Below are 15,081 nucleotides of genomic sequence, written 5' to 3'. Positions count from 1 at the left end.
TAGGGTGGTCGGCCTATGACGAAGCCCTCTCTCTCCGATCTCCTGCACGCCGCGGTCACCGCCGTCGGCGGCATGGAAAGGCCGGGCCAGGTGGCCATGGCCGAAGCCGTCGCCGAGGCGTTCTCCGACGGTTCGCATCTGCTGGTCCAGGCCGGTACGGGCACCGGGAAGTCGCTCGGCTATCTGGTGCCCGCGCTGGCCCATGGCGAGCCGGTGGTGGTGGCCACGGCGACGCTCGCGCTTCAGCGGCAGTTGGTGGAGCGTGATCTGCCGCGGACGGTGGAGGCGCTGCATCCGCTGTTGCGGCGGCGGCCCGAGTTCGCGATGTTGAAGGGCCGGTCGAACTATCTGTGTCTGCACCGGCTGCACGAGGGCATGCCGCAGGACGAGGAGGACGGTCTCTTCGACCAGTTCGAGGCGGCGTTGCCGACGAGCAGGCTGGGGCAGGACCTGCTGCGGCTGCGTGACTGGTCGCAGGAGACGGAGACGGGGGACCGCGACGATCTGAGCCCTGGGGTGTCGGACCGGGCGTGGTCGCAGGTGGCGGTGGCGTCGCGGGAGTGTCTCGGGGCGACGCGGTGTGCGTATGGGCAGGAGTGTTTCGCGGAGCTTGCGCGGGAGCGGGCGAAGCTGTCGGAGGTGGTGGTCACCAATCACGCGCTGTTGGCGATCGACGCGTTGGAGAACGCCCCGGTGCTGCCGAAGCACGAGGTGCTGATCGTCGACGAGGCGCATGAGCTGGTGTCGCGGGTGACGGGGGTGGCGACGGGGGAGCTGACCCCCGGGCAGGTGAACCGTGCGGTGCGGCGTGCGGCGAAGTTGGTGGACGAGAAGACCGCGGATCAGTTGCAGACGGCGGCCGAGGGTTTCGAGCGGTTGATGGAGCTGGCGCTGCCGGGGCGTCTGGAGACGATTCCGGAGGATTTGCAGTATGCGCTGATGGCGTTGCGTGACGCGGCGCGTGCCGTGGTGTCGCGGCTGGGTGCGACGCGTGACCGGTCGGTGCAGGACGAGGACGCGGTGCGCAAGCAGGCGCTGGCGGCGGTGGAGAATGTGCACGGCGTCGCGGAGCGGGTGACGGACCTGTCCGAGTTCGACGTGGTGTGGTACGAGCGGCATGACCGTTTCGGGGCGTCGTTGCGGGTGGCGCCGATGTCGGTGTCGGGGTTGTTGCGGGAGCGGCTCTTCTCGGACCGTTCGGTGGTGTTGACGTCGGCGACGTTGAAGTTGGGCGGGGATTTCAACGGGGTGGGGGCGTCGTTGGGACTGGCCGCAGAGGGGGTCGCGGGGTCGCAGGCGGCGGAGTCCGAGGAGTCGCCGGTGTGGAAGGGCGTCGACGTGGGGTCGCCGTTCGCGTATCGCCGGCAGGGGATTCTGTATGTGGCGAAGCATCTGTCGCGTCCGGCGCGTGAGGGCGGCCGGGAGGACATGCTGGATGAGCTGGCCGAGTTGATTCAGTCGGCTGGGGGCCGGACGCTGGGGCTCTTTTCGTCGATGCGGGGGGCGCAGTCGGCGGCGGAGGAGTTGCGTGCCCGTATTCCGGAGTTTCCGATCCTGTTGCAGGGTGAGGAGACTCTGGGGGAGTTGATCAAGAATTTCGCGGCGGATGCGAAGACGTGTCTGTTCGGTACGTTGTCGCTGTGGCAGGGGGTGGATGTGCCGGGTCCCGGCTGCCAGTTGGTGGTGATGGACAAGATTCCGTTCCCGCGTCCCGATGATCCGCTGATGAGTGCCCGGCAGAAGGCGGTGGAGTCCGGGGGCGGCAATGGCTTCATGGCGGTGGCGGCGACGCACGCGGCTTTGCTGATGGCGCAGGGGGCGGGGCGTCTGGTGCGTGCGATGGGGGATCGCGGGGTGGTGGCGGTGCTCGATCCGCGGTTGGCGACGGCGCGTTATGGCAGTTTTCTGCGGGCGTCGATGCCTGATTTCTGGTACACGACGGATCGGAATCAGGTGCGGCGTTCGCTGGCGGCGATTGACGAGGCGGCGAAGAAGGAGGGCCTTTAGGTCCGCCGGGTCCGCGGGTGGAAGCCGGGCCCCGGAAGCCGTTGTTTCCGGGGCGTGCCGTCGGTGTGCGGGGTGGTGCTCAGACGCGGCGCAGGACGGCGACTACCTTGCCGAGGATGGTGGCCTCGTCGCCGGGGATGGGCCGGTAGGCGGCGTTGTGGGGGAGGAGCCAGACGTGGCCGTCCTCGCGCTTGAAGCGTTTGACGGTGGCTTCTCCGTCGAGCATGGCGGCGACGATGTCGCCGTTCTCGGCGACGGGCTGGCGGCGGACGGTGACCCAGTCGCCGTCGCAGATGGCGGCTTCGATCATGGAGTCGCCGACGACCTTGAGGACGAAGAGTTCGCCGTCGCCGACGAGTTGCCGGGGGAGGGGGAAGACGTCTTCCACGGATTCCTCGGCGAGGATGGGTCCGCCGGCGGCGATGCGGCCGATGAGGGGGACGTAGGAGGCGGCGGGTTTGCCCGTGGTGTCGGTGGGCTGGGGGGCGGGCTGGTCGGAGCCGCGGACCTCGTAGGCGCGGGGGCGGTGAGGGTCCCTGCGCAGGAAGCCTTTCCGTTCGAGCGCCATGAGCTGGTGGGCGACGGACGAGGTGCTGGAGAGGCCGACGGCCTGTCCGATCTCGCGCATTGACGGCGGGTAGCCTCGGCGCTGGACGGAGTCGCGGATGACTTCGATGACGCGGCGCTGGCGGTCGGTGAGGCCGGAGCTGTCGGCCCTGATGCCGGGAGGTCGGCCGGGCATGGAGCGGGTGGGCCTTGGCCCGTCCTCGTTCGTGCCGGTGTCGTTGACGCCTTCGGGTCGGCTCTGGTTTCGGTCCTGGGTGCTGAGGATGGCGGTGTCGGCGGTGGTGGTCACGGCGGCCCCTTTCGAATGTTCTCCCTGGCTGGACAACGGTAGTTGGTTTCGAAAGGTTGCGCCAAACACACGTTCGAGTGAAAAATTCCCGTGAACCTGAAACGATCATGGTCTTGGGTGTACTGCCGGTGGAATTCGGGGCGTTCGACGCGCCCGGACCAGGCCGTCCGGCGGAGGGTGGCGCATTCCGCGCGGGTTCGCGGGAACGGGGCCCGCGGCCGCTTCCGCCGCGTGCGGCGCACGGCACTCCGTACCGGCCGCATCCCGTGGACCGGGTGTTCCCTCCTCGCCGCCGCCCCTGTTTCCGCTTTTCCCGGCCCGCGGCGCCCTCTCCCGGAGGTGAACGTCGCGGAGCCTTGGAACGTGCCGGGAAAGGGCGTGCGCAGCCCTTTCCCGGGCCGCTGTTCCTCCCTCTCGGCGCCCGCTCCGTTCCGACGCCGCTTTCCCCGCCGCGCGGCTTTCCTGTGACGCACAAGGGGTCCCGTTGGCGCGCAAGGGCCCCGATTTCCTTGCTCTGCGTGACGATGCGCGCACCCGCCCGCGGCGGCCGGGCGACACGCCCGCGCGCACGCGCGTGCCGCTTCCGCCGCCGTCCCGCGCGCACGCGTGCTGCCTGCGGGGAGTGGGGCGCGCGGCGCCCCGGGCGGTCGCGGGCGGCCGCCGATGGGGGGACCCTGCTGAACGGCGGCGTACCGCGCCACGTACTCTTTCCGCCGGGCGGGTGCCGCGCCACCGCGACACGCGGCGGCGCGGAATATGAGACCCGCCCCCAGATGTAGTGGTTGGATGGCGACAGCGGCCCAGAAGTTGTGGTCCCGGGCCTTCCTTCGCCGGGATCATCGCCTATGCTTGGGGCTGCTCCACGAGCCGCACGGGTGTCTTCCCCGGGCTCGGGTGAGCCATCGATTCGTGCTGGGTGAGGAGGGTTGGACGCGATGCACTGCCCCTTCTGCAGGCACCCCGACAGCCGGGTCGTCGACAGTCGCACCACCGACGACGGGGCGTCGATCCGCCGTCGCCGGCAGTGCCCCGGATGCTCCCGTCGGTTCACCACCGTCGAGACCTGCTCACTCATGGTGATCAAGCGCAGCGGTGTGACGGAGCCCTTCAGCCGTACGAAGATCATCGCCGGGGTGCGCAAGGCGTGCCAGGGGCGGCCGGTCACCGAGGACGCGCTCGCGCAGCTCGGCCAGCGGGTCGAGGAGGAGCTGCGGGCCACCGGCAGCGCGGAGCTGACCACGCACGACGTCGGCCTCGCCATACTCGGCCCGCTCCAGGAGCTGGATCTCGTGGCCTACCTGCGGTTCGCGTCCGTGTACCGCGCGTTCGACTCCCTCGACGACTTCCAGGACGCCATCGCGGAGCTGCGCGCGGAGCGCACGGCGCCCGCGGGCGACGGCGCGGGGCCCGGCGAGGGCCCCGGCGCCGACCAGGGGCCCGGCGGGCCGGGAGCGGCTGACGAAGCCCCCGTGCCCGCCGCCACGACCGACTGACCGGCCGCTTCGGGCGCACCGCGGGCAAAGACGGCCCGGAGCGCACCGGAGGACGGCACACAGACCTGCCGGGGGCGGCGCAGTGGCGCCCACGGCACCAGACAGAACACCGTGCCCGGGGAACATCGGGGCACTTCGGGGCGTTTTAGCCCGGTATAGGGAGGCGGCATGACAGAAACGACGAGCGGCCCGGCACGAGGCTCCCGGACCAAGGGGGGAAAGGCGGGCAAGGGGTTGCGTATCGAGCGCATCCATACCACTCCCGGCGTGCACCCGTACGACGAGGTCGCCTGGGAGCGTCGTGATGTCGTGATGACCAACTGGCGCGACGGCTCGATCAACTTCGAGCAGCGGGGCGTCGAATTCCCCGAATTCTGGTCGGTCAACGCGGTCAACATCGTCACCAGCAAGTACTTCAGGGGTGCCCTCGGCACCCCCCAGCGCGAGACGGGCCTCAAGCAGCTCATCGACCGCATCGTGAAGACGTACCGGAAGGGCGGTGAGGACAACAAGTACTTCGCCTCGCCCGCCGACGCCGAGATCTTCGAGCACGAGCTGGCCTACGCGCTGCTCCACCAGATCTTCAGCTTCAACTCCCCGGTGTGGTTCAACGTCGGCACCAAGCAGCCCCAGCAGGTCTCCGCCTGCTTCATCCTGTCCGTCGACGACTCGATGGAGTCGATCCTCGACTGGTACAAGGAAGAGGGGATGATCTTCAAGGGCGGTTCAGGCGCGGGTCTGAACCTGTCCCGTATCCGCTCCTCCAAGGAGCTTCTCTCCTCCGGCGGCAACGCGTCGGGCCCGGTCTCCTTCATGCGCGGCGCCGACGCCTCCGCGGGCACCATCAAGTCCGGCGGCGCCACCCGCAGGGCCGCCAAGATGGTCATCCTCGACGTCGACCACCCCGACATCGAGGACTTCATCCAGACCAAGGTGAAGGAGGAGGAGAAGATCCGCGCGCTGCGCGACGCGGGCTTCGACATGGACCTGGGCGGCGACGACATCACGTCCGTCCAGTACCAGAACGCGAACAACTCGGTCCGCGTCAACGACGCCTTCATGAGGGCCGTCGAGAACGGCGAGAAGTTCGGCCTCCGCGCCCGGATGACCGGCGAGATCATCGAGGAGGTCGAGGCCAAGGCGCTGTTCCGCAAGATGGCCGAGGCCGCCTGGGCCTGCGCCGACCCCGGCATCCAGTACGACGACACGATCAACCACTGGCACACCTGCCCGGAGTCGGGCCGCATCAACGGCTCCAACCCGTGCAGCGAGTACATGCACCTGGACAACACCTCGTGCAACCTCGCCTCGCTGAACCTCATGAAGTTCCTCAAGGACGACGGCCACGGCCGCCAGTCCTTCGAGGCGGAGCGCTTCGCGCAGGTCGTCGAACTCGTCATCACCGCGATGGACATCTCCATCTCCTTCGCCGACTTCCCCACCCAGAAGATCGGCGAGAACACCCGCGCGTACCGCCAGCTCGGCATCGGCTACGCCAACCTCGGCGCCCTGCTGATGGCGACGGGACATGCCTACGACTCCGACGGCGGGCGCTCCCTCGCCGGGGCCATCACCTCCCTGATGACCGGCACCTCGTACAAGCGCTCCGCCGAACTCGCCGCGGTCGTCGGCCCCTACGACGGCTACGCGCGCAACGCCGAGCCGCACAAGCGCGTCATGCGCCAGCACGCCGACGCCAACGCCGCGGCCGTCCGCATGGACGACCTCGACACCCCGGTGTGGGCCGCCGCCACGGAGTCCTGGCAGGACGTGCTCAGGCTCGGGGAGAAGAACGGCTTCCGCAACGCCCAGGCGTCCGTGATCGCCCCCACCGGCACCATCGGCCTCGCGATGTCCTGCGACACCACGGGCCTTGAGCCCGACCTGGCGCTGGTGAAGTTCAAGAAGCTCGTCGGCGGCGGCTCCATGCAGATCGTCAACGGCACCGTGCCGCAGGCGCTGCGCCGCCTCGGCTACCAGGAGGAGCAGATCGAGGCGGTCGTCGCGCACATCGCCGAGCACGGCAATGTGATCGACGCCCCAGGACTCAGGCCCGAGCACTACGAGGTTTTCGACTGCGCCATGGGCGACCGCTCCATCTCCCCGATGGGCCACGTCCGGATGATGGCCGCGATCCAGCCCTGGATCTCCGGCGCCCTCTCCAAGACCGTCAACATGCCGGAGTCCGCGAGCGTCGAAGAGGTCGAGGAGATCTACTACGAGGCGTGGAAGCTGGGCGTGAAGGCGCTCGCCATCTACCGCGACAACTGCAAGGTCGGCCAGCCCCTCTCCGCCAAGAAGAAGGACCCGGCCGACAAGCAGGCCGAGATCGCGGAGAAGACCGAGGACGCCATCCGCTCCACGGTGGAGAAGGTCATCGAGTACCGCCCGGTCCGCCGCAGGCTGCCCAAGGGCCGCCCCGGCATCACCACCTCGTTCACGGTGGGCGGCGCCGAGGGCTACATGACCGCCAACTCCTACCCGGACGACGGCCTCGGCGAGGTCTTCCTGAAGATGTCCAAGCAGGGCTCCACCCTCGCGGGCATGATGGACGCCTTCTCCATCGCCGTCTCGGTCGGCCTCCAGTACGGGGTGCCGCTGGAGACGTACGTCTCCAAGTTCACCAACATGCGCTTCGAACCGGCCGGTATGACCGACGACCCGGACGTGCGGATGGCGCAGTCGATCGTCGACTACATCTTCCGCAGGCTCGCGCTGGACTTCCTGCCGTTCGAGACCCGCTCCGCGCTCGGCATCCACTCCGCGGAGGAGCGCCAGCGCCACCTGGAGACCGGCTCGTACGAGCAGCACCCGGGGGAGCAGCCGGACGACGCGGACATCGACGTCGAGAGCCTGGCGCAGTCCGCGCCCCGCGCGAGCGAGTCCCTGAAGGCGGTCGGCACCCCGAACGCCGCGGCGGACACCGCGAGGCCCACCCCCAGCCAGGCCCACACGAGCGCCGAACTGGTCGAGATGCAACTCGGCATCCAGGCCGACGCCCCCCTCTGCTTCTCCTGCGGCACCAAGATGCAGCGGGCCGGCTCCTGCTACATCTGCGAGGGGTGCGGGTCGACGAGCGGGTGCAGCTAGAACGCGCCGAGCCGGATCGGACGCGACGGGCTGAACGCCCTGCGCAGGTGACGGCGGGGCGGTCCCCGGCTTCCTGAACGGAGCCGGGGACCGCCCCGTCCCGTCTCGCCGCCGAGACGCGGCGACCGCCGTGATCGGGAACGGCCGCGAGACACCCCGGCCGGGGAGGGGCAGGGGTGAGGCAGACGGTTTCCTCCGCCCCGCCGCCGACGCGCCGCTGGAGTCTGGGGATCACCAGCGATGCCGGCCGGAGCAGTGGCTCCATCCGCCTCACCAGGGGTCAGAGATCGACCCCTTCATGGTCGAGCAGCTTCACCACCAGCGCCCACAGCGCTCGCGCGCCGAGGGCGAGCGCCAGCCGTGCGGCCACCCTACGTAACCGGCCGGATCTCACTCGGCCGGGTTCCGCGTCGACCATCCCTGCCACCTCATCTCATAGGCCGGGACCCACGTGGATGCCGTGAGTCCCCAGAACTCGCGGCCATCCGCGCATTCAAGAGCCCCGGCCCCGCCTTGAGATGAGGCCCTGCCAGGGTAAGCAACCGGCGCCGCGCGCTCCACCCCGATGGACACATCTCCGCCGCGGACCGCGGGGGAGCGGGCCGGGGCCGCGGCCTGCTCTCGCGGGAGGAGCGCCGGACGCGGTGGCCCACGGACCACCGGGCGCCGTGCCGGGCGGCGCCGCCCGCCGCCGCTCGTCTCGCGCCACCTCCCGGCAGGGGAGACGGACGCGTTGTCGGACCCCCTCCCTATGCTGGGAACCGCCGGGCGCTGAGTGGACAATCCGGGAGGCACGGGTGCGGATCGAGCGGCACGAGGTGGGCGAGGCACGGCTGGCCGCGGCGACGGCCGACTTCGCCGAGCGGGTGGGCAAGGACGTGCACATGATGCAGCACGACCCCATGCCCGCCGAGGGCTGGACCATGGTCGCGGAGACCTTCCTCGACTACCTGGGCGCCCGCTCCGTACACGATCCGGACCTCACGGGAAGGGACGCGGAGGTCGCGTTCCGCTCCGCGTCCGCCGCGGGCGTCGGCTCCCTGCTGCTGCGCACCCGCTTCCACCGCCCCCACGACATCTTCGTCGACTACACCGGCGTCGGCGCCTCCTACGGCCCCGAGCGGGAGGACGACACCGGCGGCCCCTCGCCCTCGGACTGGCTGGACGCCTTCTGGCTCGCCTTCCTCGCCGGGACGAGCGAGACGGCCGCGGAAGGCTTCATCGAGGCCGCCTCCGCGTGGCGGGAGCGCCCGCCGCGGCCCGACATCGCGCTCGTCCACGCCCTGCTGCTCTACACGTACGGGTGCGTCCCGCCGGGCGGCCCCGCCGGGGTCCCCGCGCCCTCGGAGGACGCGGGGCGCTGCGCCCTCATCGACACCCTGATCGCCCGGCTCGGCCCCGGCGACGACTTCCCCCGTCAGCGCGCCGCGCTCACCACTCTGCGCGCGATCGCCGCCACCGACGAGGACGCCTTCGGTGAGGCCCTCGCCGCCCAGCTCTCCGCGCACCGCGCCCACCAGCACGCGTACACGGCCGCGGGCGGCAGTCCTGGGCCCGGCACCCTGCTGCCGCTCGCCCCGATCGCGCTGGCCGCGATGGCCCGTCAGTGGCACGGCATACGGCCGGGGTTCGAGTCGGACTATCTCCCGGCGGCCCTGGTCACCGCGTTCGCCACGGGCGCGCCCCGGGTCGCCGCCCACGGCCGCGACAAGCGGCCCGACGCCGTCGCCGCGCTCGCCGCGGGCCCCTTGGCGGTGTCCCGCCCCCCGCACCCGTACGAGAGCGGCGCCGAGCCGCTGTCCTGGTACGACGAGCAGGCCGACGAGGCCATGGCCCGCTTCCGCGACCGGGCCCAGCCGCCCGGGCGCCGGCCCGCGCGGCCGCTGCTGTCCCTGATGTCGGCCCACCGCGCCCGCTTCCTCGCCCGCGCCGCCGCGGACCCGCGGGGCGACGACTCCGGCCTCTACGAGTCCCTCGCCCTCGCCGCGGAGGCGGGCGCCGCCGCCCTCCGGCTGGCGCGCGCGGAACCAGGCACCCAGGTCGAGGTCGCCATCGGCGTGACCGTCCGGATGCTGCCCGGCGTCCACGGCGAGGACGAACCCTCCGCGCACCACTGGCGGGTGGCGACCTCGGCCGCCCTCGCGGTGGGCGCCCGCAAACCGCTCGCCGACTGCGTGCTGATGGACCCCGCCTTCCTCGACGCGGACACCCCCACCCCCGCGAGCGCCTACAGCGCGGCCCTCCACGACTACTTGAGGGGCGCGGAACCGGAGGGGGCGCTCGACCGGGCCGCCGCGCTGACGGCCCGCGCGGGCGCCACCAGCGCGCCCCCGCCGCCCGTGGTGCTGCTGTCCCAACTGGTGCAGGGGGACAGGGAGGGGTTCGCGCTGGCCCTCGCCGACGCCCTGGAGGAGTACCGCGACCACTACTCCGTCGCCGACCGCGGCAACGCCGTCGAGGCCGCCGCGAGCATCGATATCCTCGGCCTGGCCTGCCACGCCCGCCGAATAGGCTGGCCGGTCCCGGTCGTCTCGCCCTATCTCCCGCGCAACGTGTTCTAGCCGGACCAGGCGACGGCCCGGCGGCCGGTGCCGGGCAGCGTGCGGGGCGGCCGGGAGCGGACGCACCCGCGGGTCCGTCCGCTCCCGGCCGCCCCGGGCCGTTCACACGCCGCTCAGTGCGCGGCTCGCATGCCGCTCAGTGCGCGACGCTCCCCATGGTCTGGGCGAACTGCGTCGGATCGGCGTCGACGAAACCCCGCAGCCCCGACTGCATCGTCCACGCCCCGGCCGCGTCCCGTACGAACTCCGCGACGACCGCGGCGGTCGCGTCGGCGACGGCCGCGAAGTCGCTCTCGACGACGACAAGGCCCTCCGAGCGGATGCGGAAACCGGGCCTGGCGACCTGACCGAACGTCAGACGGCCGTGGGTCTGCTGAATCGCCACTCCCACGATCACCCGGGAGTACGACTCGGACAGTCGGTAAAGTTCCACGGTCATGATCTCGTCGTATCCGAAACCGCTGCCGTCGCGGCTGTCCCGGTCGAGCGAGATCGTGCCGTCCGGCGAGCGGTGGTCGAAGTACACCAGGTAGGCAGGCTCGCCCTGGGGATCGTCGGCGGAGTAGGTCGCCGCGATGATGTCGAGGTCGTGCGGCGGTGTGCCGAGGGGACTGGGGTCCCATTTCGCCCCCACTTCCACCTTCTCAAGCCCCTTGTTGAGTTCACTCACCAGGCTTCCCCCTTTATGCATTTGTCTTCGGCTGGGCTTTGGCAGTGACCTGTGTGCCCATGGTGCCACGCTCGGGGAGCGCCTTCGGTTCCCGGGAAACGGCTTGGCCGTCGAAGGACGTTTCCCGCCCGGTTCCCGGCCTTACGATGGTGCGGTGCTGGTCACGTGGATGTGCTGCACCGTGGTGGACCGTCCGGGTTTCGAGCGGGGGCAGCGTAAGTGGGCGGGGCTTCTGGGCGAGCCGGGTTTCCGGGGACAGGGTGGGGGATGGAGCCGTGAACGGCCGGGTGTGGCCCATGTGTTCGCCTTCTGGGAGAGCAGGTCCCTCTACGACTCGTTCATGGCCCGCTCCCACCCCAGGCTCGCCGCCTCCCAGTCCGGTACGTACCGCAACGCGCAGAGCAAGCTCTTCGACCACCGCTTCGACGTGAAGACCGGTTTCGAGCCGCGTTTCGGCGACACCGACCTGGTACGGGTGGCCCACTGCCGGGTCCGTGTCGAGCGCGCCGACCACTTCGCGCTGATGCAGGAGAAGGTGTGGAACCCGGCGATGGCCGGTTCCCCCGGCATGGTGCGCGGCCTGTTCGGCCAGGGGCGGCCCGACGAGTTCCTGGTGCTGTCGATGTGGCAGTCGGCGGCCGAGCACGGCAAGTACCAGGCCGAGCGGGTCAGGCGGCTGACCGTGCGCGCCGAGACGGAGGCCGACGTGGTGGACCTGAGCGGCGACATAGTGGAGCTCGAACCCGCCTGGACGGTGTGAGGCGCCGCGCCGCGCCCCGAGGGGCCGCCGGCCCGTGCCCGTCCTGCGGGGGAGATCTACAGTCGTCGTATGCCACGTCCACGCCGCATCGTTCTGGTCAGGCACGGCGAGTCGGAGGGGAACGCCGACGACTCCCTCTACGAGCGCCGCCCCGACCACGCCCTCGCCCTCACCGCCAGGGGCCGCGACCAGGCCGAGGCCACCGGCCGGGAGCTGCGCTCCCTCTTCGGCGACGAACCGGTGAGCGTGTACGTGTCGCCGTATCTGCGCACCCACGAGACCCTGCGGATCTTCGCCCTCGACCGGGGCCGCGTCCGTATCCGCGAGGAGCCGAGGCTGCGCGAGCAGGACTGGGGCAACCTCCAGGACCCGGAGCACGTACGACAGCAGAAGGAGCTGCGGGACACCTACGGCCACTTCTTCTACCGCTTCGCCCAGGGCGAGTCGGGCGCCGACGTGTACGACAGGGTCGGCGCGTTCCTGGAGAGCCTGTTCCGCAGCTTCGAGGAGCCGGGGCACCCGCCGAACGTGCTGCTGGTCACCCATGGGCTGACGATGCGGCTGTTCTGCATGCGGTGGTTCCACTGGACGGTCGCGGAGTTCGAGGCGCTGGCCAACCCGGGCAACGGCGAGAAGCGCGTCCTGGAACTCGGCGAGGACGACAGGTACACCCTGGACAAGCCCTTCGAGCGCTGGCGGGAGCCGCGGTCCTACGGCGAAACCGACTAGCCCGGCGGGCGGTTGCGCATAGGGTGACCGTTTATGACCGCATCCGACTCCGACCGTCCGGCACCCGCCGACCAGACCCCTCGCACCGCCACGCCCCCGACCTCTCCGGCCTCCCCCTCGTCTCCCCTCTCGCCTTCCTCGTCTTCGCCGTCTCCCTCGTCTCCGTCTGTGGGGTCCCGTCCCGGGGCCGCCGCCGACGACCGCCCCGCGCGAGCGCCGCGCACGGGCGACGCGGACCGGCTGGCGCGCGCCCGCGCGGCGCTGCGCGGCCTGGCGGTGGGGGACGCGCTCGGCTCCCAGTACTTCGTGCCGGTCAACCTCCTGCTGCTGGCGCGCAGCGAGGTCCCCGAGGGGCCCTGGCAGTGGACGGACGACACGGAGATGGCGTGCTCCGTCGTGGCCGTGCTCGCCGGGCACGGGGCGATCGACGAGGACGTACTCGCGCGGTCCTTCGCCCTGCACCAGGACTTCGACCGCGGCTACGGGGCGGCGGCGGGCCGGCTGCTGCGCCAGGTGCGGGAGGGCGGCGACTGGCGCGAGTTGGCCGCCGCGCTCTTCGACGGCAGGGGCTCCTACGGCAACGGTGCCGCGATGCGGATCGCGCCGCTCGGCGCCTGGTACGCGGGCGACCCCGAGCGTGCGGCGCACGAGGCGGCACTCTCGGCGCGCCCCACCCACCACCACCCGGAGGCGGTCGCCGGCGCGGTGGCGGTGGCGGTCGCCGCATCGCTCCTCGCGGACGGCGGCGGCCGGTGGGACGGCGTGTGGCTGCTGCGCGCGGTGCTGCCGTGGGTGGCGCCAGGCGAGGTGCGCCGCGGTCTCGAACAGGCCGTGGAGCTGCTGGGACGCGACGACCCGGCCGCGGTCGCCGCGGTGCTCGGCTGCGGGCGGCAGGTGTCCGCGCAGGACACGGTGCCGTTCGCACTGTGGTCGGTGGCCATCGGCGGCGGCGACTTCGCGGGCACCTTCTGGCGCACCGCGCTGGCGGGCGGCGATGTCGACACCACGTGCGCGATCGCCTGCGGGGTGGCCGCGGCCGGGGGAGCCGTCCCGCCTGCCGCGTGGCGCGAGCAGACCGAGCCGCTGCCCGGCTGGGTGCCTGAGCGGGTGCCTGGGGCGGTGTAGCGGGTGCTCGGTGCGGTGCGGTGGTGGGCGAGGCGCGGACGATGCCGAGCGGGGTGCGGTCGGTGGCGGGTGAGGCGTGATTGATGCCGGGCGTGGTGTGGCGTGTGGCGGGTGAGGTGTGGCTTGTGGCGAGCGCCCGGGTGGTACGGCCGCCCGTCTCGGCCGTACCACCCGGGCGCCGTCCTCGTGGGTCCCGGCGGCGGGCCCGTGTCACCCGGCCCCGGGGCCCGCGTTGCCCGCGAGGGCGTCGAGGTCGCTCCTGCGCACCCGGACCACAAGCAGCGCGGTGAGCAGGGCGAGCACGGCCATGCCCACGGCGGGCAGGAACGCCTGGGAGATCCCGTGCGCCAGCACGTGGTCGCCCCAGGGGGAGGGGAGTTGCTGGGTCTTGGCCAGTTCCGCCTTCTGGCCGGGCGTGGCGTGGGCGAGGAAGTCGGGCAGTTGCTTCTTGGCCTCGTCGCGGCTCGCGGTGCCGAAGACGGTGGTCAGGATGGAGAGGCCGAGCGAACCGCCGACCTGCTGCATCGCGTTGAGCAGCCCGGACGCCGCCCCCGCCTCGTGCTGGGCGACCCCGGACACCGCGGTGAGGGTGAGGGTGACGAAGTTCAGCCCCATGCCGAACCCGAAGAGCAGCACGGGCCCGAGGACCCCGCCGAGATAGCTGCTGTCCGGGCTGAGGAAGGTCTGCCAGCCGAGCGCGACGGCCACCAGCGTGGAGCCCGTCACCATGAACGGCTTCGGGCCGAGCGTCGGCAGCAGCCGCTGGGCGATCCCGGCCGCGGTCACGATCGCCGCGGTCACCGGCAGGAAGGCCAGACCGGCCTGAATGGGCGAGTACTCCAGGACATCCTGCACAAAAAGCACGATGAAGAAGAGCATGCCGAGCATCGCCGCGGAGAGCCCCAGCATGATCACGTACGTGCCGGAACGGTTGCGGTCGGCGAACATCCGCAGAGGGGTGATCGGCTCCTTGGCGCGGCTTTCGATGAGCGCGAACGCCAGCAGCAGCACCACCGCGGCGCCGAACGACCCGAGCGTCAGACCGTCGCCCCACCCCTCGTCGCCCGCCCGGATGAAGCCGTACACCAGCGAGGCCATGCCCAGCGTGGAGGTGAGGGCGCCTGAGATGTCGAAGCGGCCCGGATGGCGTTCGGACTCGGCGATGAACATCGGGGCGAGCACCAGGATCAGCGCGCCGATGGGCACGTTGACGAAGAGCACCCACCGCCAGTCGAGCCACTCGGTGAGCATGCCGCCCGCGAGCAGCCCGATCGCGCCGCCGCCCGCGGAGACCGCCGCGAACACGCCGAAGGCACGGTTGCGCTCGGGCCCCTCGGCGAACGTGGTGGTGATCAGCGCGAGCGCCGTGGGCGAGGCGATGGCGCCGCCGACGCCCTGGATCGCGCGGGCGGCCAGGAGCTGCCAGGGCTCCTGCGCGAGCCCGCCGACCAGCGAGGCGATGGTGAAGAGGAGAATGCCGGACATGAAGACCCGGCGCCGCCCCAGGATGTCGCCGGCGCGCCCGCCGAGCAGCAGCAGACCGCCGAAGGTCAGGGTGTACGCGCTGACCACCCATGTCAGATCGGTCGTGGAGAACTTGAGCGCGTCTTGAATGTGCGGAAGGGCGATGTTCACAATCGTCGCGTCGAGGACGACCATGAGCTGACAGGCGGCGATGACGGCGAGGGCGATCCCGGGGCGCCGGTCGTGCGTCGCCGCCTTCGGATCGGGTACCTGAAGGGTTGGAGAAGTTGTCACTGTGGAAGTCCCCCAGAGGTGCTTAGTGAACG

At 71.4% G+C, this 15,081-nt stretch carries 11 protein-coding genes; 7 read left to right on the top strand and 4 right to left on the bottom strand.

The annotated features are described in order from the left end of the window. Positions 1–15: 15 nt before the first annotated feature. On the top strand, positions 16–2,007 hold the full coding sequence (locus ACIBIW_RS12005) for an ATP-dependent DNA helicase (protein ID WP_399334748.1): 1,992 nt from the start codon (positions 16–18) through the stop codon (positions 2,005–2,007). A 79-nt stretch (positions 2,008–2,086) separates the two neighbouring features. Here ACIBIW_RS12005 and lexA read toward each other — a convergent pair whose 3' ends face one another. Continuing rightward, a complete protein-coding gene (lexA, locus tag ACIBIW_RS12000) occupies positions 2,087–2,863 on the bottom strand; it encodes a transcriptional repressor LexA (RefSeq protein WP_399334746.1) in 777 nt (258 codons plus the stop codon). A 935-nt stretch (positions 2,864–3,798) separates the two neighbouring features. Between lexA and nrdR the strand changes: the two genes are divergently transcribed. Next, entirely contained in the window at positions 3,799–4,356 is a 558-nt protein-coding gene (gene nrdR, locus ACIBIW_RS11995; protein ID WP_399334744.1) for a transcriptional regulator NrdR, read from the top strand. 168 nt (positions 4,357–4,524) lie between these two features. Further along, positions 4,525–7,446, top strand: coding sequence for a vitamin B12-dependent ribonucleotide reductase (locus ACIBIW_RS11990; protein ID WP_399334742.1), 2,922 nt, complete (start codon positions 4,525–4,527; stop codon positions 7,444–7,446). 280 nt (positions 7,447–7,726) lie between these two features. Here ACIBIW_RS11990 and ACIBIW_RS11985 read toward each other — a convergent pair whose 3' ends face one another. Further along, positions 7,727–7,864 (bottom strand): hypothetical protein, encoded by a 138-nt coding sequence (locus ACIBIW_RS11985; RefSeq protein ID WP_399334740.1) that lies wholly within the window; start codon positions 7,862–7,864, stop codon positions 7,727–7,729. 379 nt (positions 7,865–8,243) lie between these two features. Between ACIBIW_RS11985 and ACIBIW_RS11980 the strand changes: the two genes are divergently transcribed. Continuing rightward, positions 8,244–10,007: an immunity 49 family protein gene (locus tag ACIBIW_RS11980; RefSeq protein ID WP_399334738.1), complete on the top strand. Its 1,764-nt coding sequence runs from the start codon at positions 8,244–8,246 to the stop codon at positions 10,005–10,007. Positions 10,008–10,143: 136 nt separating this feature from the next. On the opposite strand, the gene ACIBIW_RS11975 is transcribed toward ACIBIW_RS11980, so the two are convergent. Next, entirely contained in the window at positions 10,144–10,698 is a 555-nt protein-coding gene (locus tag ACIBIW_RS11975; protein WP_399334736.1) for a TerD family protein, read from the bottom strand. A 133-nt stretch (positions 10,699–10,831) separates the two neighbouring features. On the opposite strand from ACIBIW_RS11975, the gene ACIBIW_RS11970 reads away from it, so the two are divergent. From ACIBIW_RS11970 to ACIBIW_RS11960, 3 genes are all read left to right on the top strand, one after another. Then, the gene (locus ACIBIW_RS11970) at positions 10,832–11,437 is read left to right on the top strand and encodes a YdbC family protein (RefSeq protein WP_399334733.1); all 606 of its coding nucleotides are present in this window, start codon (positions 10,832–10,834) and stop codon (positions 11,435–11,437) included. A gap of 69 nt (positions 11,438–11,506) precedes the next feature. Further along, entirely contained in the window at positions 11,507–12,166 is a 660-nt protein-coding gene (locus ACIBIW_RS11965) for a histidine phosphatase family protein (RefSeq protein ID WP_399334731.1), read from the top strand. 240 nt (positions 12,167–12,406) lie between these two features. After that, positions 12,407–13,291, top strand: a complete 885-nt coding sequence (locus tag ACIBIW_RS11960; protein ID WP_399334878.1) for an ADP-ribosylglycohydrolase family protein — start codon at positions 12,407–12,409, stop codon at positions 13,289–13,291. A 210-nt stretch (positions 13,292–13,501) separates the two neighbouring features. Here ACIBIW_RS11960 and ACIBIW_RS11955 read toward each other — a convergent pair whose 3' ends face one another. Next, positions 13,502–15,049, bottom strand: a complete 1,548-nt coding sequence (locus ACIBIW_RS11955; protein WP_399334729.1) for an MFS transporter — start codon at positions 15,047–15,049, stop codon at positions 13,502–13,504. Positions 15,050–15,081: the final 32 nt, after the last annotated feature.

Source organism: Streptomyces sp. NPDC050560 (genome assembly GCF_044457285.1).
In the GTDB taxonomy this organism is placed as follows: Bacteria; Actinomycetota; Actinomycetes; order Streptomycetales; family Streptomycetaceae; genus Streptomyces.
Note: the sequence above shows the minus strand (reverse complement) of the source record. Positions and strands in the feature narration are given on the sequence as shown.